The organism is Gordonia sesuvii, assembly GCF_036350415.1.
GTDB classification, from domain to species: domain Bacteria; phylum Actinomycetota; class Actinomycetes; order Mycobacteriales; family Mycobacteriaceae; genus Gordonia; species Gordonia sesuvii.
Window position 1 is genome coordinate 640,782 of record NZ_JAZDUF010000001.1, and the last position, 18,727, is coordinate 659,508.

Genomic DNA, 18,727 nt, shown 5'->3' on the forward strand with positions numbered 1-18,727 from the left:
GAATCGGAATGTGGTCGTCGGTTTACGTACAGTTCCGGGCTATTGCTGCCCCAGCCCCCGCTGCATCGCCTGTCGCACCCGTTGCGCCTCCCGCCGGGCATACGGGTTGGCCAAGCCGGCCCGTGACCCCGCGAGTTTCGCTCCGATGTGCTCGCCGACGGTGATCGGCGAATAGCGACTCCCTGCACCGACACACGACGGCAGGGTGGAGATCGTCGCGTCGATGTTCCCGTCATGGAAGAAGGCCGCCGACCGGCGCCGCTCGATCGACCCGTCCACGACCGGGGGCTTCACCCGGTGCAGCGTCGACATCCAGCGCTCGTTGGTCCAGCGGGCCATGAGGTCACCGAGGTTGATCAGCAGGGCTCCGTCGGCGGGCTCCACGTCGTGCCAGTCGCCGGCACGGTCGAGAACCTGGAGTCCCTTCACCTGGTCGGCCCAGAGCACCGTCACGATCCCGTAGTCGGTGTGCTCCCCCATCCCGGTCAGCTCGCCGTCGAGCTCGACGTCCCCGGGCGGCAGCGCGTAGTTGTTCATCCGCAACACGTCGAGCGAGTGGTCGGTGTATCCGTCGAAGAAGTCCGGTGGCAGATCGAGCGCCTCGGCGAAGATGCGGGTGAGCGTGTGGGCGACGCGAGACGCCTCCGCGAAGTAGGCCGACACGGCCGCCTCGAAATGGTCGACGGACGGCCACATGTTGGTGGCGTACTGCTCCTCCGGCAATTCGAGGTCCGGATGTGCGGCGGCCTCGACACCGACGTTGTACGCCTCGAAGAAGTCGTTCATGCGGTCGGCGGGCTCCACGCCCAGGCTCAGCGACAGTGACTCCGACTTCGGCGGCGAGTACCCGCGATTGATCTGCGGCGGTGTGCGGTAGGCCTTCTTGTCCTCCAACGGCAGGGCGAAGAAGTCGTCCATCACGGCGGTGAACTCGTCGATGACCGCCGGCGGGATCTGATGACCGACGATCTGGATGAAACCGACATTCGTCGCGGCATGGTCGATCTGGGCTGCCACGACCGCACGATCGGATGCGCTGCCGTTGGCCGTGAACGGGGTGATGTCGATGATCGGCACCGAGAACGTGCCCGTGGGGTTGTCGACTACCGCACTCATGACACCATACTGGCACCGAATCCGCGGTCCCGCTGAGCTGGCTTTTCGCGCACCGCCGAATCCCTGGAGCGGATTTCCGGGGGCGCCCACGACGGCACCGGGAAACACAGTGCTGCAACGATATTCGACGACACAGCGGCCAAGCCGCCACGGCGTCCGGTCGATCAGGGCTGCAGGCGGACAGCCTCCCATCGGGTGTCGGTCCTGGTCAGCCGAACACGGTTGTGCAGTCGGTTCGCCCTGCCCTGCCAGAACTCGACCACCTCCGGCACCAGCCGGAAGCCGCCCCACGACGGCGGCACCGGCACCTCGGCACCCTCGTCGAAGCCGCCGAACTGCGCCGCCGCCGCAGCGGCCCGCTCCTCGAGTTCGATCCGGCTGCCGATCGGTTCCGACTGCTGGGATGCATACGCCGACAGCTGCGATCCGCGGGGACGCATGTACCAGTACTCCTGCGTCTCCTCCATCGTCACGTGCTCGACCGGGCCGCGAAAATGCACCTGGCGCTCCAGCGCGATCCACGGAAACGTCACGGCCGCATAGGGATTGGCCGCCAGATCGTGGCCCTTGTCGGAGTCGTAGCCGGTGTAGAACACCACACCGTCGGCGCCGACACCCTTGCACAGCACCGCCCTCGTCGACGGGCGACCCGCGGCGTCGGTGGTACCGAGGACCATCGCGTTCGGTTCGGCGATCCGGGCCTCGATGGCCTCCCGCAGCCAGACGGTGAACAGGTCCAGCCACGGCGGATCGCCACGCAGCCATGTCGGATCGAGATTCTCGCGGACCCCGTCGGCGCCGGCAGCCCGGTCACCCTCACCGACGTTCGGCGGGATTCCGCCGCCATAGCCGACCCGCATGTTGGGCAGGTCTATCGGATCGTCGGCCACGAGGTGAGGCTACTCCGCGACACGCCCCGCCGAGCCAACTGGCGCGCCGGTTACCGATCGGTAGCCCGCGGCCGCGGTCCTGACCTACAGTCCTTTACAGGTTCCCGTGCGATCCCACACGGCGCAGCGTCGACGTTAGGCGGTCCCGATGTCCAACACAGTCCCCGACGATTTCGTCCCCGGCCTCGAGGGCGTGGTCGCGTTCACCACCGAGATCGCCGAACCGGACAAGGACGGCGGAAACCTGCGCTACCGCGGCGTCGACATCGAGGACCTGGTCGAGAACCACGTGACCTTCGCCGACGTCTGGGCCCTGCTCGTCGACGGCAGATTCGGCGACGGGCTCCCCCCGGCCGAGCCGTTCCCGCTGCCCGTCCACACCGGCGACGTGCGCGTGGACGTGCAGGCCGCGTTGGCGATGCTGGCGCCCATCTGGGGCTACAAACCGCTGCTCGACATCGACGACGACACCGCCCGGGCGAATCTGGCACGCGCCTCGGTGATGGCGCTGTCCTATGTCGCCCAGTCGGCCCGCGGCATCCATCAGCCCGCGGTTCCGCAGGACGTCATCGACGAATGCGACACCGTCACCGCCCGATTCATGACGCGCTGGAAGGGCGATCCCGATCCGAGGCACATCCGCGCGATCGACGCGTACTGGGTGAGCGCGGCCGAACACGGCCTGAACGCATCGACGTTCACCGCGCGGGTCATCGCGTCCACGGGAGCCGATGTCGCGGCGGCCCTGTCGGGGGCGATCGGCGCCATGTCCGGGCCGCTGCACGGCGGCGCCCCGGCCCGTGTCCTGCCGATGATCGAGGAAGTCGAACAGACCGGAGACGCACGCGGTCTCGTCCGCGGCGTCCTGGACCGCAAAGAGAAGCTGATGGGCTTCGGCCACCGCGTGTACCGGGCCGAGGATCCGCGCGCACGGGTGTTGCGGCGCACCGCACAGGAACTGGGGGTTCCCCGCTATGAGGTCGCCGCGGCCCTCGAACAAGCGGCGCTCACCGAACTACGCGAACGCCGGCCCGACCGGGCCATCGAGACGAATGTCGAGTTCTGGGCGGCGGTGATCCTCGACTTCGCCGAGGTCCCACCGCACATGATGCCGGCGATGTTCACGTGCGGCCGAACCGCCGGCTGGTGCGCCCACATCCTGGAACAGAAACGATTGGGAAAGTTGGTCCGACCGGCCGCGATCTACACCGGCCCCGGTCCACGACGACCCGAGGACGTCGCCGGTTGGGGAGACGTCAGCGTCGCACCTGGCCTCTGATCTGCCACATCCCGTGTCGCGGCCACCGCGCGCACCGCGGTGATCGTGTCGTAGGGTCATAAACCAGACATAACGATTGCCCGAAATCCACTGACCGCACACCCTGGTCCTGCAGTAGCGTCCGAAACGGGAGTACGTTCCCGTCGACCACGTCCGCGAAATGAATATCCGGATAGATGATCCGGTGCAGGCAGGGCGACGGGAGCAACCGAGACCGTACGCCGCTCCCCGTCGTCGACGACGTCGATGTGCACGAGTTGCAAGGGAGCGAGATATGTTCCGGTCCGCCTGGCGCGAGCAGCACAAACCGGTGTTCGTCACCGCGTCGCTGATCATCTTCGCCTTGATCATCTTCTCCGTGATCTACGCGAGCACAGCTGCCGACGCGTTCCAGCAGCTGAACGAGTGGATCACCTCCGGTGTCGGGTGGTGGTACATCCTGATCGTCACCGGGTTCGTGATCTTCGCGATCTACTGCGCCATCAGCAGAATCGGCACCATCCGGCTCGGCAAGGACGACGAGGAACCCGAATTCGGGGTGCTCTCCTGGTTCGCGATGCTGTTCGCCGCGGGCATGGGAATCGGCCTGGTCTTCTACAGCGTCGCCGAGCCGCTCTCGCACTACATCACCCCACCGGAGGCCGGCGGCATCGAGGGCTCCACCGATGCAGCGGCCAACCAGGCGATGGAACTGACCCTGTTCAACTGGGGCCTGCACGCCTGGGGCATCTACGTGGTGGTCGGTCTCGGCCTGGCCTACATGACCTTCCGCAAGGGGCGCCCGCTCGCCGTCCGGTGGCTGCTCGAGCCGCTGATCGGCCGTGAACGGGTCGAGGGTTGGATCGGTCATCTGGTCGACGTCGTCGCCATCGTCGGCACGCTGTTCGGTGTCGCCACCTCGCTGGGCTTCGGCATCCAGCAGATCTCGGCGGGACTGGAGTATCTCGGCTGGCTGACGGTCAACAACTGGGTGATCGTCATCATGATCGCCCTGATCACCGGCCTGGCGATCTTCTCCGTCGTCACCGGCGTGACCAAGGGTCTGCGCTGGCTGTCGAACATCAACATGGCGGTCGCCGCGCTGCTCGCCGCATTCGTGCTGATCCTCGGGTCCACGCTGTTCCTGCTGCAGTCCTGGGTGCAGAACATGGGCAACTACATCGCCACGCTCCCCGACATGATGCTGCGCACCGCGCCGTTCGCCGACGACACCTGGATGGCGGACTGGACCATCTTCTACTGGGGGTGGTGGATCAGCTGGGCGCCGTTCGTCGGCATGTTCGTCGCCCGCATCTCGCGCGGGCGCACCGTGCGCGAGTTCATCGCCGGTGTCCTGCTGCTGCCGACCTTCATCAGTGCCATCTGGTTCACCATCTTCGGCGACTCCGGCATCCTGCGTCAGCAGCAGGAGGGCAACATGCTCGTGGACGGCAGCGTCGATGCGAACACCTCATTGTTCGAGCTGCTCCACGGCTTCCCGCTGGCCGCCGTGACCAGCGTGATCGCGATCATCGTGGTGGTCATGTTCTTCGTCACCTCATCCGACTCCGGATCGCTGGTCGTGGACATGCTCGCCACCGGCGGCAAGATCGAGACACCCGTCGTCACCCGCGTGTACTGGGCGAGTCTGGAAGGCGTCGTGGCGGCGGTGCTACTCCTGGTCGGCGGTACGGATTCGTTGACCGCGTTGCAGACGATGTCCATCGCGACGGCCGTACCGTTCTCCATCGTCATGGTGCTGGCCTGCGTGTCGTTGCTACGGGCGTTCCACTACGACATCAAGGTGCAGCCCAGGTTCCTGCAGCTGAGTCTGGGCAACGGTCAGGAAGCCGAGGCGGCGGTGCCACCTGCGCACCGACACGAGAAACGTCGGCGCCCGGTGTCGGCGACGTTCGCCGGGCTCCCGGAGAACGCCGATCAGCCCGATTCGTCGCTGATCGTCGCCGTTCACGAGGTACCGCATCACGCGGTGACGGTCGACCCGGACACCGGATCGTTCTCCATGGGCGAGTACGCCGAGCCCGAGGATCCCCTCGGAGACGACACGGACCAGCCCGGTGGACCGGTCAGCCGATCTGACGACGCCGAAACCTCGCCCAGCCAATCGTGACGAAAGCTGCGGCGACGCAGAGCATCACGACGATCGGCGTCCACTGTATCGGGTCCACGGGCACCAGCGGGGTGTGAGTGAACGGCGACAGGTCGCTGACCCACTGCGGAAGGTCGAACATGCCCGACAGCGGCCCGAGCAGCAATGATCCGATGACCACCATCCATCCGAGGTGGGCCAACGCCGGGCGGATCGCGTAAAGGGCGATGGCCAGGGTCACTACGACCAGCACCGCGGGGATCTGGGCGGCAGCGGTCTGCGCGGCGTTCGCGGCCGGGGTCGCCCACCCACCGCCGGCGAGGCCGGACCCGATCACCATGCCGACGGCGGCGACCGCCATCATCGTGATCGCGCCCACCGCGGCGATGCCGACGTAGGTGACGTAGTAGCGGGTGCGCGACGTCGGTGTCGTGAGCACGACCTCGGCACGGTTGGCTGCTTCCTCCGCGCGCAATCGCTCGGCCAGGTTCACTCCCCAGGCGCCGGCCGCGACGGCGAGGAAGCCGAGCATCGTCATCCCGAACAGCGTGCTCAACGTGGCGTCTCCGAGTGCGGCCCGCATGATCTGATCGAACTGTTCATTGCCCTGCGCGAGTTCCTCCACCGACGGCTGCATGAAGCCGATGACGATCGAGTAGAGCACGATCCCGCCTACCCAGGAGACGAGCAAAGGGAGGGACAAACGTGCCCCCAGTGCCTCGATGGTCGACAGCCGCGAGCTCGCCGCCGGGCCCGGCCGCGGCGCGATCAGCCCCGCGCCGAGATCACGGGTCATCGCCATCCACCCGGCGACGCACAGGCCGAGTACGAACACGGTCAGCGACAGCATCGCCGGCAGCAGATTGTCGGCGCCGAAGGGATCGATCTCCTCGGCCCACCCGACCGGGCTCAACCACCGCAACCAGTCCCAACCGTCGGTGGCGTCGGCCGCCCCACGCAACAGATAGCCGAGGAGCAGCACCGAACTGGCGGTGAGATTGGCGATGTGGGCGGTCGTGGCCACCTGCGCAGCGACGAGGGCCACCCCGACTGCGGCGGCGCCGGTGGCTGCGTACTGCGCGAACACCGCCACTGCGTTCGATGCGGTGGCGCCCATCGGCACCAGGATCAATGACATGGACAACGCCACCGCGACGGTGAAGATCAGTGCGACGCACGCGGCGGCCGCGACCGGTGCCAGCGACCCGACCGCCCCCGCGCGGACGAGTTCGGTGCGGCCGAGTTCTTCCTCCTTGCGGGTCTGTCGCACCGTCATGACGGCGGCGCACACGCCGAGCGCCGCGATCAGGAAGAGTCCGGCGCGCCACGAGACCAGCGCCGCAGTGGGTTCAACGTGGGTGAGCTCGCCAAGGAGGAATCGGAAGGCCGGATTGGAGCCCGGGCCGAGTTGCAGTTCGGTGCGCTGCTCGGGTGTCTCGTACATGCCCGACAGTGCCGATGCGGTCGAGATGTTGATGAGGACGAAGATCGCGAGCGTGATCGATCCGAGAATCCACTCGCGACGAAGCCCGAGCCGCACCAGGAATGCGGTCCGGGTCAACTCGCGGCCGAGGCCTCCTGCTGTGGTGTCGACGTCGGGTGCTTCGGCGGTCCGCGTCGCGGTCATGTCGGCACCTCCGCCCGGTCGTCGTAGACGTGCAGGAAGAGCTCCTCGAGGCTGGGCGGTTCCACCGCGAGACCGACGACCTCGTGACGGGCGAGGACACGGGTGATGCCCGCCAGTCCGGAGTCCTCCACGGTGAATGTCACGTGATCGCCGTCGGACTCGAAGTCGTGCACACCCTCGACCGATGCCAGGTCACGGCCACCCGACCGCATGGTCGCGGTCACGCGGGAGCGGCGCAGATGCCGCAGATCGGCGAGCGATCCGGATTGGATCGTCTTGCCCGCCCGGATGATGGTCACCGTTTCGCACAGTTGCTCGACCTCGTCGAGGAGGTGACTCGACATCAGCACGGCGGTGCCGTTCGCGGCGACCTCGCGGACACATTCGGTGAACTCCCGGGTCATGAGCGGATCGAGTCCGGACGTGGGTTCGTCGAGCACCAGCAGCTCGCAGGGCGCCGACAGTGCCGCGATCAACGCCACCTTCTGGCGGTTTCCCTTCGAGTAGGTCGAGGCCTTCTTCCTCGGGTCGAGATCGAAGCGATCGATCAGTTCTGTTTTGCGAGCGGCAGATTCGCGACGTACTCCACGCAGCGACAGCAGTAGGTCGATGCATTCACCGCCGGACAGCTGTGGCCAGAGGTTGACGTCGCCGGGTACGTAGGCGAGCCGTCGATGGATCTCGACAGCATCGGCCATGGGGTTCATTCCGAATACGGACACCCGTCCGCCGTCGGGTCGGTACATCCCGAGCATGGTTCGTATCGTGGTGGATTTTCCGGCGCCGTTGGGTCCGAGGAATCCGGCGATCTCGCCTCGGTGCACGGTCAGGTCGAGGCCGTCGAGAGCGGCGAACGAGCCGAATGTCTTTCTCAGTCCGGCGATCTCCACGACCGCTTCGGTCGGCTGGGTCATTGTTGCCCTCCTCGAAAGTAGGTCAGGACGGTGTCGAGCAAGGATTCGTCGGTCATCACCCCGTGCACCGCCAGTTCGGTGGCCGGCAGCACCGTCCGCTCCATGTAGGACTGGAGGATGGCGCCGGCGTCCGCCCAGTTCTCGGGCGGATGCATCACGACGTCGACAAGTAGCGCACCCATCGCCATCGCGACCATGTATCGGGCTCGCGCGGGCTCGTCATGGGAGGGGCGGATGGTCCCGGCCTCCACTCCGCCCCGGAACGTGGCCTCGGCGTCGTCGACAAGGTGCGCCAGGAGCTCACGTGCCATCTCACCGCCGGCCTGCAGACTGCGGATGAGATAGACGATGCGCGGGCCGTCGGCGGCGGTGTTGTCCATCCGCTGCAGGAAAGCGGCGAAGGCGTGGGGTCCGGCCTGGTTCTGCAGACCTCGCTCGTTGGCCTCCCGGGTCTGGCGCAGCACGTGCGCGTCACATTCGGCGCGCAGGTTCTCCTTGCTGCCGAAGTGGTGGATCACCAATCCCGGACTCACGCCGGCCGCGTCGGCGATGGTCCGGACCGTCGCGGAGAACCCGTCGCGGGCGAACACCTCGATCGCGGTGTCGCGAACCCGAGCGCGGGTGGTTCGATCGTCAGCGCCCCTTGAACGCATGTACAACATGCTAAACGCGCGTTCAGCCGAACTCAAGAGGTCGTGAAAAACTGGAGTGCGTGACCGGAGAGCAGCCGACCACCGTGACTATGTACTGGATTCCGTTGGGCGCGGGTAACCGGATCGTTCCGTTCTGCGGGCGGACATATGAGTGGTGGCGCGCCCGACGAGAACATCGCCGACCGTCACGTCTCGTGCACGCCGCGCTTGTCGCCGAACACTGCGGCCGGACATACACCATCGAGCAGGCCCCGGCCTGGGGCTCCGGTTCCGGAGGACGCGGCGTCACCGTGTGCGGCGCTGTCGGCCTTGCTCGACTGGGCCGATTCCGCTTGTTCCGCTATGAGATCCGCTGCTGCGTGGACGGCACCATCCCCGACCTCACCGAAGCGGTGGCGCAGGACGACGTGGCGACCGACGCGGCGCGGACCGGCCACCTGATCGATCTCGCCCGTTGCGTGCCCGCGCACACCTGGGGGCGCGACGAGATCCACGCCGGCGACATGTGGAACTCCAACTCGGTGGTCGCGTGGCTCCTTGCGCGCAGTCACCACGACATCACCGACGCCGCCCCGCCGGACGGGTTCCGCGCCCCCGGATGGCGGGCCGGCCTCGTCGCGGCCTCCATCCGGGAGGGGCCAGAACCGGGGTGGTCGAGGCCACAACCCTAGAATTGCCTGCATGAGTGACACCGCCACCGCACCGATCACGATTCCCGCCGACCTCCTGCCGTCGGACGGCCGCTTCGGCTGCGGTCCGTCCAAGGTGCGACCCGAACAATTGCAGTCCCTGGTCGACGTCGGGGCCTCGGTGTTCGGCACCAGCCACCGGCAGGCGCCGGTGAAGAACGTCGTCGGGTCGATCCGCTCGGGCCTGTCCGAGCTCTTCGCACTCCCCGACGGCTACGAGGTGGTCATCTCCAACGGCGGCACCACCGCGTTCTGGGACGCCGCGGCGTTCGGGCTGATCAAACAGCGCTCCCTGCACCTCACCTACGGGGAGTTCTCGTCGAAGTTCGCGACGGTGGCGAAGAAGGCCCCCTTCCTCGATTCACCCGCGGTGATCTCCACCGATCCCGGAACCGCACCCGACCCGGCGGCCCTGACCGCCGACGACTTCGGCGGGATCGACCTGATCGGCTGGGCCCACAACGAGACGTCGACGGGAGTGGCAGTCCCCGTGACCCGCCCCGCCGGATCGGACGACGCACTCGTCGCCATCGACGCGACATCGGGCGCCGGCGGGCTGCCGGTGAACGTCGCCGACGCCGACATCTACTACTTCGCACCTCAGAAGTGCTTCGCCTCGGACGGCGGCCTGTGGATCGCGCTGATGAGCCCGCGAGCGCTCGAGCGCATCGCACAGATCGCCGAGTCCGATCGCTGGTGCCCGGAGTTCCTGTCCCTGCCGACCGCGGTCGACAACAGCAGCAAGAACCAGACCTACAACACGCCGGCGGTCGGCTCGCTGCTGCTGCTCGACAACCAGATCCAGTGGATGCTCGGCCAGGGCGGACTCGACTGGTGCGTGTCCCGGACCGCGGATTCGAGCTCGCGGCTCTATCAGTGGGCCGAGGCGAGCGAGTTCGCGACGCCGTTCGTCGCCGATCCGTCGCATCGCAGCCAGGTCGTGGGCACCATCGACCTCGACGACGACATCGATGCCGCCGCAGTGGCGAAGACCTTGCGAGCCAACGGAGTCGTCGACACCGAGCCGTACCGCAAGCTCGGCCGCAACCAGCTGCGGATCGGCATGTTCCCGGCGATCGACCCCGATGACGTCAGCAAGCTGACCGAGTGCGTCGATTTCGTCGTCGACAAGCTCTGAGGACTTCCCGCTGACCGACTAGCACGCGACCCGCCCCCTACCGCTGGTCGAGTAACACGCGAGCCGCCCCCTACCGCTGGTCGAGTAACACGCGAGCCGCCCCCTACCGCTGGTCGAGTAGCGACGTGCGAGCTTGCGAGCCCGACGCGTATCGAGACCCCGTGCGCTGCAGGAGATCTCGATACGCCCGCTCGCCTAGCGGCTCGCGGGCTACTCGATCAGCGGTATGGAGGGTGGACTCGACCAGCGGGAATGGGCGGCTCGCTCGGCAACTACTCGACCGGCGAGATGTAATCGACCAGCGGAACAAAGCGACCGGCGGTGTGGCCGCCCCGTTATCACCTGTAGCGTGTGCCCCATGGGTACCACCCGCCACAACCTTGCTGATCTGCGGTTTTGCCGCGTGTCCCGCCGGGCCGTAGGTGACGGGTGCATTAACCTGACCCCAATGCCCGCACTCGTGGTCACCGGAGGAGGAGCAGATGCGTGAGCTTCGAGTCGTCGGCGTCGAGGCCGACGGCACCCATGTGATCTGTCAGGATGCCGAGTCGGGTGAGAGGTATCGGGTCGCCGCCGACGAGCGGCTCCGGGCCGCGGCACGCGGCGACATCTCACGATTGGGGCAGATCGAGATCGAAATGGAAAGCACACTTCGGCCACGAGAGATCCAAGCCCGCATCCGTGCCGGGGCGACCGTGTCGGAAGTCGCCGCGCTGGCCGGTGTGCCGGTCGACAAGATCGAACGCTTCGCCCACCCGGTTCTTCTCGAACGTGCTCGGGCCACGGAGCTCGCGTCGATGTCCCATCCGATCCGCGAGGACGGACCATCGGTGTCCACGCTCGGCGAAACGGTCACCGAGGCGATGATCGCCCTCGGACAGAGCCAGCACAGCGTGGAGTGGGACGCGTGGAAGGGCGACGACGGGTACTGGGTCGTCCAAGCGTCGTGGCATGTCGGCCGCACCGACAACCACGCGCATTGGCGCTTCCAGCCGGGTAGCCACGGCGGAACCGCCGACCCGCTCGACGATCTCGCCGACGAACTCACCCACCCCGAGACCATCACCCCGCGGCGCAAGCTGACGCCGGTCGCGACGCCCGATCTGACCCCCCATGTCGAGCATCAGGTCGAGCCCCCTGTCGACCACGACGAGGTCACCCTCGACGCCGACCGACTCATCGATGCCCAGCGCACCCGCAACGGAAGCGTCGCGCCCAGCCACGACGAGCACGGCACCGTGGCGATCGATTTCGGCAGCCCGACTCCGGATGCGACCGAGCCCGAGCGCCCAAGCGATCGCCCCGACACCGCCGCCGATCGCGAGGAGGCCTCGCCCGCAGCTGCGACCACGGCTTCCGGCGACGAGGCGCCCGAGGCCGGTTCGGCGAAGCCGCGCCGCCGTACACGCAAACCTGCCGTTCCCGCGTGGGAGGATGTCCTGCTGGGCGTCCGTAGCAACGGCAACGGCTGATCCGCGACGTGTCGGCCCGCGCAGTCACACTCTGGTTCATCGACAGCGACGATCCCGTAGCGCTGCTCCGCGAAGGTCCGGTCAACGATGTCGTGGCCGCCCAGAAACTCGCCGCGACGATCTACGGCGACCGCGTGCTGGTGCCGGTGGCCGACACGGACCTGGCCACCGCAGCCGCCGCACGCGATGCGCATGTCTACGCCGGCTGGTACGGCCGGACAGCTGTGCTGTGTTGTTCGTTGTTCGACACCACCGAGCCCTCCACCCTGACCCGCACGCTCTCCTCGATCCGACAGAGTGCGGCGGCCACCCTGCTGGTCACCGACCCGGAACGCTCCGTCGGCGCTTTCGCACGGTGGGAACACGGCGAACTGAAACGTTCGTTCTCCGCCGACCCCGTGACGATCTTCGAGGACACCGGTCTCCCCGACCCCCTCGAGCGGCCGTTCTGGGCGGGTGAACACCCGCTGCAGTACGCGACGGGTGTCCCGGCCGAACCGTTGGCGCTGCCGTTTCACCCGCAGGAGCTCGCCGAGCAGGCCAACCGGCACTGGCTGGGCTTCCGGTTCACCGCCCCGCTGGCCGACACCGATCTGGACCCGACGCGAATCCCGGTGACCGCGTTCGCCATTCACCCTGCCGACTACATACCGGCAGAAGAGGACTGGGCTCGCTACCAGAACGATCTGACCGTCTCCGGAAGTTCGATCGCCGCCGCCAACGGCGACTCCCCGACGACCGACGAGACCCGACCGGCCAAGCGCCGCGGGCGTATCGCCAGGTACTTCGGCTTCGGCGGCTGATCCCACCCGCGAGCGCGGTCAGCGGCCGAGGGCCATCAACGCAACCGACGAACCCAGACCGGCCAGCAATCCGATGAGGGCGCCCCACACGATCCACCGCCAGACCGGACGGTCACGGAGATCCCACAGGGTCCAGCCCAGCCCGCCCGCGACGACGAGCACGGCGAGCAGACCCAGCCAGGTGACGAACCCGCCGATCAGGTCGTAGACGCCCACGAGGAGGAGCGTCGCGAACAGCGCGTGGAAGGCCGTGACGAACAGACCCAGTACCCAGGGTGTGGGTTCGTCGACGGCGAATCGGTCCCCGCCGCCGTGCGGTGACATCCGCCGGGTCCGCACGCTCTCGATGACGATCACGCGTCCATCGTCCCCGATCGGGCCCGCTCGTAGAACGCGATCGCCGCCGCCGTCGCAACGTTGAGCGAGTCGGTGCCGCGACTCATCGGGATGTGGGCGCGCAGATCGCTGGCGCGCATCACGGTCTCCGACAGTCCGGGCCCCTCGGCGCCGACCAGGAACGCGACCTTGTCGGCGTCGACGGCTTCGCGCAACGGCACCGACCCGGGCCCCGGCGTCAGTGCCACGGTGCGGAAGCCGTGGTCGTTCAGCACCGACAGCCCGCGCGGCCAGTCGTCGAAACGGGCGAACGGGACCAGCAGGGCATGCCCCATGGAGACGCGCACGCAGCGACGGTAGAGCGGGTCGGCGCATCCGGCACCGAACAGCACAGCGTCGACACCCAGACCTGCGGCGTTGCGGAAGATGCTGCCGATGTTCTCGTGGTCGTTGACACCCTCGAGGATCGCGACGGTGTGCGCGCGCCCGACGACGTCAGCGACGTCGAGTACGGGCGGTCGACGCGCCACTGCGAGAACGCCACGGTTGAGGTGAAAGCCGACGACGTCGGCCATCACGTCCGCGGATGCCCGATAGAACGGAACTCCACGCAGTGTGGGTTTCTCCAGGGCGTCATCGAGTTCGGTGAGGCGCTTGCCCACGCCGAGGAAGGCGTGCGGCGCGAACCGGGAGGCGATCATCCGCTGCGCGACGAGCACGCCCTCGGCGATGACCAGGCCTTTGCCGACTCGACCTCCGGGCAGCGCCGGAAGATCCGGCCGGCGGTCGACGGAATTGAGATCGCGGAAGTCGTCGACGCGCGGATCCGACGGATCATCGATGTCGATGACGTCGACACAGGTGCTGGCCACGTCGTCAGTGTGCCAAGACCGGATGCCGCCCCTCAGTGTGGCCCACCCCGCAGCAAGCCGGGGTTGACCACTCACCTCAGAACGCTCTGTGAAACGGTGGTTTGGTGACGATTTCCCAGGATGCCTCCGCTCTCGCCGTCTCGCGCGCCACCGACGCCGACTGGGACGAGATCTTCGCGACCGATGCGCGGGCATTCCTGATGACCAACCCGTTGTCGACTGCCGAGCAGGCCGATCTGCGCGGAAAGGTCGATGACACCGACGTCGTACTGGTCCGTGATCCGCAGGGACTGGTGGGTTCTCCCCTGGTCGGCGTCTCCATGTACTACCGGATGACCGTGACCGTCCCGGGCGGCGAGCAGCAACCGGCCGCCGGCCTCTCCTGGGTGTCCGTCGCGGCCACCCACCGACGTCGCGGGATTCTGCGCACGATGATCACCGAGCTGTTCGATCAGTGGGAGGCCGAGGATCAGGTCTTCGCCATCCTCACTGCCAGTGAGGCGACCATCTACGAGCGGTACGGGTTCGGACCCGCCTGCCACGCGCACGAGGTCTCGGTCGACCTGAGCGCGGCGAAGATGCGCCGGCCCGTGGACCCCGAGATCTCTCCGGTGAACTACGCGACGGGCGAGGAAGTGGCCCGTCGGGTGCCCGAGATCCACGCGCGGTGGGCGGCGTCGCGTTCGGGAGCCGTGCACCGTCCGGAGACGTGGTGGGAGCCGATTCTCGCCGATCGCCCGTCGCAGCGACCCGCGCAGACCAGCGGGCTGCACTACCTGCTCCACGCCGACGGGTACGCGAGCTACCGGATCAACACATCCGCGGAGCCGACGCGCGGGGATGTCGCCGAGGTGTTCGCGGTCACCGACGACGCGCACACCGAGCTGTGGCGGGTGTTGACCGGCCTGGACCTGATGGCGTCGGTGACCGCCTCCGTCCCCGTCGACGATCCGCTTCCGGCGAAGCTCGTCGACCATCGTGCCGTCTCGGTCACGGGACTCACCGACAAGATGTGGTTGCGCATCCTCGACGTGCCGCGGGCATTGACCTCCCGGCGCTACTTCGCCGACCTCGACGTCGTCCTCGAGGTCACCGACGAGTTCCGCGGCCGGGGCGGCGTGTTCGACATGTCGATCCGCAATGGTGGTGCGATCGTGGCGCCGAGTACGTCGACGCCGACGGTTCGCCTCGACATCTCGGTGCTGTCGTCGTTGTTCCTGGGCGGGACGAATGCCCGCACGTTCGCCGCGGCGGATCGGCTGTGGACGGCTGATTCCTCGACGTTGCGCGCGTTGGACCGCGCGTTCACACCTGAGCAGGCGCCGTTCTCCGGAACGTTTTTCTGAGCCCGGCGCCGGGCGCTATCCGCCGTTCACTCAGCGATCGTCGCTACCGTTGATGAGCTTGTTGACGATGGGGACAACGGCGGCGAGCGTGGCGCGTTCGTCCGGCGTCAGTTCGTCGAGCCTCGCGCTGAGCCATTCCTCGCGAGCATCACGCTCGGCGTTGACGACGTCGATGCCCTTGTCCGAGAGGGTCACGATCGCCTGGCGACCGTCGGTGGGATGCGGTTCCCGCTTGACCATGCCCAGGTCGGACAAGGATGCGATCACCCGGGTCATCGACGGCGGCTGAACACGTTCTGCCAGCGCGAGCGCGCCCGGGGTCATCGGCCCCTCGTGATGAAGTGTGTACAGCGCGGACAGCTGGGTGAGCGAGACGACCTTGCTCACCCGCCGCCCGCGAAGCCGTCTGGCGAGCCGGACCACCGCCATGGACAGTTCACCGGACAGGGTCCGGTCCGACAATGTCATGTCTGCGATTGTCAGTTGAGTGATCGTCGTCATGTCGCAGCGTCCGTTCCCGAGCGATTCAAATCTGAGACCAGCTGGTTCCCGATGCTAAGCGTAATTCACTTCCGCGATCGTGCAATGCCTTAACGTCTTTTTTTGCTAAAGCGAACCAGCGATTACGTCGTACCACCGACGGCCGACACGATCAGATCACCCGACGAGCGCGTATATCGGCGCACGGGCGAAGTAGGCGACGAACACCCCGGCGACGATCCACAGCAGCGGATGCACCGTCCTGGCCTTGCCCGACGCGGCCGCCAGGACCACCCAGCTGATGAACCCGACGCCAATACCGTTGGCGATCGAGTACGTGAACGGCATGATCACCACGGTCAGGAACGCCGGCAGTGCGTGCGAGAACTTGGTGAAGTCGACCGCGGTCAGCTGACCGATCATCATCGCTCCGACCACCACCAGCGCCGGCGCCACGGCCTCCAGCGGAACGATCTCGTACAGCGGTGTGAGGAACATGGCCAGCAGAAACAGCCCGCCGGTCACCACGTTGGCCAAGCCCGTTCGGGCCCCCTCCGCGATGCCGCTCGCCGACTCGACGAACACCGTGTTCGACGACGAGGAGGCGACACCGCCCGCGATCGCTCCGGTGCCCTCCACGACGAGAGCCTTGCCGACGCCGGGCAGGGTGCCCTTGTCGTCCATCAGGCCGGCTTCCTTGCCGAGACCGGTCATCGTGCCCATCGCGTCGAAGAAGTTGGAGAGCACGAGCGTGAACACCAGGACCGAGGCCGCGAGCGCGCCGATGCTCGCCGGGTCGAACGCCCCGAACACGTCGACCTGACCGACCAGGGACAGATCCGGCATCCCACCCAGTCCGTCCGGGATCTGCGGAACAGCCAGACTCCAGCCGTCCGGGTTGTCCGAGCTCGACCCGAGGTCGAGGGTCGCCTCGAGAATGATCGATGCGACGGTGACCACGACGATCCCGATCAGCAGCCCGCCCGGCACGTTGCGGACCACCAGCACACCCATCAGCAGGACGCCGATACAGAACATCAGGGTGGGGATCGTGTCGATCGACCCGTTGTTGCCGAGTTGGACCGGCACCGTCGTGTTCGCGGCGTCGGGCACTCGGCTGACGAAGCCGGCGTCGACCAATCCGATGAAGGCGATGAATGCGCCGATGCCGGCGGCGATGGCCGCCTTGAGTTCGGGCGGCACCGCGTTGAACACCGCGGTCCGGAATCCGGTGACCGCGAGCAGCACGATGATGATGCCGTCGATGACGACCAGGCCCATGGCTTCCGGCCACGTCACCTGGGGTGCGATCGTCACGGCCAGCAGGCTGTTGATGCCGAGGCCGGTCGCGATCGCGAACGGGTAGCGCGCGACGAGGCCGAAGATGACGGACATGACACCGGCGACGAGCGCGGTGACCGCCGCGACCTGCGCCAGCGGCAGCACGTTGCCGAGCACGTCGGCGTTCTTGGGCTCGCCGGGGATGCCGCCGATGATGATCGGGTTCAACACGATGATGTAGGCCATCGTGAAGAAGGTGACGAGGCCGCCACGGAACTCGCGGGTCAGGGAAGATCCGCGCTCGCTGATCTTGAAGTAGCGGTCGAGTGGTCCGCTCGGCTCACGCGGCGGCCGGTCGGGTTCCACGGCTGCCGGATTGGATGCTCTCGGCGGATCCTCGGGTGCTGTCGAAGAGTTTCCGGGTTCTGTCGACGGTTTGCCAGATTCTGTCGACGATGTGCTGGGCTCGCTCGACGGATCGGTGGGCACAGTCGAAAGTTACTCTGATGCCATGGCCGATGCATCCGACATCCCGGAACTCCCGCGCCCTCTGCGCGCCCCCGAACCGGTGATCATCGTCGGCATGGTCGCGTGGCTTGTCGCCACCCTCGCGGTGTGGATCGGCGGCTGGGGCGGCGACCGCACGCTCGCGGTCTGCCTGGTGGGTCTCGCGGTCGGCGTCCTGGGGACGACGATCGTCCTGATCCAGCGGGCCGCGGTGCGCCGGGGAGACCGGACGGCGCAGCAGGGTCTCGACTGAGTCGCCGTCGACGCCGACAGATCTGGCCGCAGCTACAGGTTCCGGCCGCAGTTGTTGCTCCAAGCCGGAACCCGAAACTGCGGCCAGAACCGCGCGATCACGATCACTTCCCGCTGAACACCGGGAACGCGCTCGAGTCGCCGTAGTCCTCGATCCGCATCGCACGCAGCGCATCCATGTCCTGGTCGGAGATCGTGAAGTCGACCTCCGCGTTGCTGCGCATATGGTCCGGGTTCGCCGTCTTCGGCAACGACACCGCCCCGAGCTGCAGCGTGTAGCGGATACAGAGCTGCGGGATGCTCACGTCGTAGCGCTGCGCCATGGCCGCGACGTCGGCGTTCTTCAGGACCTCGCCGTGTCCGATCGGCGAGTACGCCTCGACCACGATGTTCTTTTCCTTGCAGTACGCGATGAGCTCGGACGGGGTGTTCCCGGCGTGGACCAGGATCTGGTTCACGTGCGGCGCGACGGTCGCCTCGGCAAGCAGGTTGTCCAGATCACGCTGCTCGAAGTTGGAGACACCGATCGAGCGGAGCTTGCCCGCCTGATACGCGTCCTCCAGCGCACGCCAGGCCTCGCGGTTGCCCTCGGCGTAGTCGCCACCGCGCCAATCGGCCCACGGCTGCGGGCTGTGGATCAACATCAGGTCGAGATGGTCGAGGCCCATCGTGGCCAGCGACTCATCGATCGCCGCGGCGGCCTCTCGGTGATCCTTGATCTCCGCCGCCAGCTTTGTCGCCACGAACAATTCGTCCCGGGCGACACCGCTGTTGCGAACGCCCTCGCCGACGCCGCGTTCGTTGCCGTATGCCTGCGCGGTGTCGATGTTGCGGTATCCGATGTCGACGGCGGCGGTCACCGCCTGTGCCGCCTTGTCGTCGTCGATGAACCAGGTACCCAGGCCGAGCTTGGGGATCTGGACGTCGTTGGACAGGGTGTAGGTCTCGTTGAGCACCATGGTTTTTCGTTCCTCCTCAGGCCG

General features: G+C 67.3%; 18 protein-coding genes. 8 read left to right on the forward strand and 10 right to left on the reverse strand.

Annotated features, from left to right (window positions below; translation table 11 throughout):
* Window positions 1-39: 39 nt before the first annotated feature.
* Together VZC37_RS02925 and pdxH are read right to left on the reverse strand one after the other, a co-directional pair.
* Complete coding sequence (locus tag VZC37_RS02925) at window positions 40-1,116, reverse strand: isopenicillin N synthase family dioxygenase (RefSeq protein WP_330430912.1); 1,077 nt, start codon at window positions 1,114-1,116, stop codon at window positions 40-42.
* A 164-nt stretch (window positions 1,117-1,280) separates the two neighbouring features.
* Window positions 1,281-1,976: a pyridoxamine 5'-phosphate oxidase gene (gene pdxH, locus VZC37_RS02930; protein WP_330431686.1), complete on the reverse strand. Its 696-nt coding sequence runs from the start codon at window positions 1,974-1,976 to the stop codon at window positions 1,281-1,283.
* 178 nt (window positions 1,977-2,154) lie between these two features.
* Between pdxH and VZC37_RS02935 the strand changes: the two genes are divergently transcribed.
* Together VZC37_RS02935 and VZC37_RS02940 are read left to right on the forward strand one after the other, a co-directional pair.
* On the forward strand, window positions 2,155-3,285 hold the full coding sequence (locus VZC37_RS02935; protein WP_330430913.1) for a citrate synthase 2: 1,131 nt from the start codon (window positions 2,155-2,157) through the stop codon (window positions 3,283-3,285).
* 274 nt (window positions 3,286-3,559) lie between these two features.
* Window positions 3,560-5,395 (forward strand): BCCT family transporter, encoded by a 1,836-nt coding sequence (locus tag VZC37_RS02940; RefSeq protein ID WP_330430914.1) that lies wholly within the window; start codon window positions 3,560-3,562, stop codon window positions 5,393-5,395.
* Here VZC37_RS02940 and VZC37_RS02945 read toward each other — a convergent pair.
* The 3 genes from VZC37_RS02945 to VZC37_RS02955 are packed head-to-tail and all read right to left on the reverse strand — an operon-like array spanning window position 5,352 to window position 8,568.
* Window positions 5,352-7,001 (reverse strand): ABC transporter permease, encoded by a 1,650-nt coding sequence (locus VZC37_RS02945; protein WP_330430915.1) that lies wholly within the window; start codon window positions 6,999-7,001, stop codon window positions 5,352-5,354. The genes VZC37_RS02940 and VZC37_RS02945 overlap by 44 nt on opposite strands.
* The gene (locus tag VZC37_RS02950; protein WP_330430916.1) at window positions 6,998-7,915 is read right to left on the reverse strand and encodes an ABC transporter ATP-binding protein; all 918 of its coding nucleotides are present in this window, start codon (window positions 7,913-7,915) and stop codon (window positions 6,998-7,000) included. The genes VZC37_RS02945 and VZC37_RS02950 overlap by 4 nt, the downstream gene beginning before the upstream one ends.
* Window positions 7,912-8,568 carry a TetR/AcrR family transcriptional regulator gene (locus VZC37_RS02955; RefSeq protein WP_330430917.1) on the reverse strand — a complete coding sequence of 219 codons (657 nt, stop codon included), beginning with the start codon at window positions 8,566-8,568 and terminating at the stop codon, window positions 7,912-7,914. Before VZC37_RS02955 ends, VZC37_RS02950 begins: the two co-directional genes overlap by 4 nt.
* Window positions 8,569-8,627: 59 nt before the next feature.
* On the opposite strand from VZC37_RS02955, the gene VZC37_RS02960 reads away from it, so the two are divergent.
* The 4 genes from VZC37_RS02960 (at window position 8,628) to VZC37_RS02975 (ending at window position 12,670) form a co-directional block, all read left to right on the forward strand.
* A complete protein-coding gene (locus VZC37_RS02960) occupies window positions 8,628-9,239 on the forward strand; it encodes a hypothetical protein (RefSeq protein ID WP_330430918.1) in 612 nt (203 codons plus the stop codon).
* Window positions 9,240-9,249: 10 nt separating this feature from the next.
* On the forward strand, window positions 9,250-10,395 hold the full coding sequence (serC, locus tag VZC37_RS02965) for a phosphoserine transaminase (RefSeq protein ID WP_330430919.1): 1,146 nt from the start codon (window positions 9,250-9,252) through the stop codon (window positions 10,393-10,395).
* Window positions 10,396-10,877: 482 nt separating this feature from the next.
* Window positions 10,878-11,867, forward strand: coding sequence for a septation protein SepH (sepH, locus tag VZC37_RS02970; protein ID WP_330430920.1), 990 nt, complete (start codon window positions 10,878-10,880; stop codon window positions 11,865-11,867).
* An 8-nt stretch (window positions 11,868-11,875) separates the two neighbouring features.
* Window positions 11,876-12,670, forward strand: coding sequence for a DUF6928 family protein (locus VZC37_RS02975; protein WP_330430921.1), 795 nt, complete (start codon window positions 11,876-11,878; stop codon window positions 12,668-12,670).
* Between the two features lie 18 nt (window positions 12,671-12,688).
* Here the strand turns inward: VZC37_RS02975 and VZC37_RS02980 are convergent, their stop codons facing one another.
* Window positions 12,689-12,994: a DUF2537 domain-containing protein gene (locus tag VZC37_RS02980; protein ID WP_330431687.1), complete on the reverse strand. Its 306-nt coding sequence runs from the start codon at window positions 12,992-12,994 to the stop codon at window positions 12,689-12,691.
* 29 nt (window positions 12,995-13,023) lie between these two features.
* Window positions 13,024-13,878, reverse strand: a complete 855-nt coding sequence (locus tag VZC37_RS02985) for a TrmH family RNA methyltransferase (protein ID WP_330430922.1) — start codon at window positions 13,876-13,878, stop codon at window positions 13,024-13,026.
* Between the two features lie 101 nt (window positions 13,879-13,979).
* Here VZC37_RS02985 and VZC37_RS02990 point away from each other — a divergent pair, with 101 nt between their 5' ends.
* Window positions 13,980-15,224, forward strand: coding sequence for a GNAT family N-acetyltransferase (locus VZC37_RS02990; RefSeq protein WP_431309310.1), 1,245 nt, complete (start codon window positions 13,980-13,982; stop codon window positions 15,222-15,224).
* A gap of 30 nt (window positions 15,225-15,254) precedes the next feature.
* Here the strand turns inward: VZC37_RS02990 and VZC37_RS02995 are convergent, their stop codons facing one another.
* Both VZC37_RS02995 and VZC37_RS03000 read right to left on the reverse strand, forming a co-directional pair.
* Window positions 15,255-15,692 (reverse strand): MarR family transcriptional regulator, encoded by a 438-nt coding sequence (locus VZC37_RS02995; protein WP_330430924.1) that lies wholly within the window; start codon window positions 15,690-15,692, stop codon window positions 15,255-15,257.
* A gap of 189 nt (window positions 15,693-15,881) precedes the next feature.
* Entirely contained in the window at window positions 15,882-17,351 is a 1,470-nt protein-coding gene (locus VZC37_RS03000; RefSeq protein ID WP_330430925.1) for an NCS2 family permease, read from the reverse strand.
* A gap of 145 nt (window positions 17,352-17,496) precedes the next feature.
* On the opposite strand from VZC37_RS03000, the gene VZC37_RS03005 reads away from it, so the two are divergent.
* A complete protein-coding gene (locus tag VZC37_RS03005) occupies window positions 17,497-17,745 on the forward strand; it encodes a DUF2530 domain-containing protein (protein WP_330430926.1) in 249 nt (82 codons plus the stop codon).
* Window positions 17,746-17,848: 103 nt separating this feature from the next.
* On the opposite strand, the gene VZC37_RS03010 is transcribed toward VZC37_RS03005, so the two are convergent.
* Window positions 17,849-18,703, reverse strand: coding sequence for an aldo/keto reductase (locus VZC37_RS03010; RefSeq protein ID WP_330430927.1), 855 nt, complete (start codon window positions 18,701-18,703; stop codon window positions 17,849-17,851).
* Window positions 18,704-18,727: the final 24 nt, after the last annotated feature.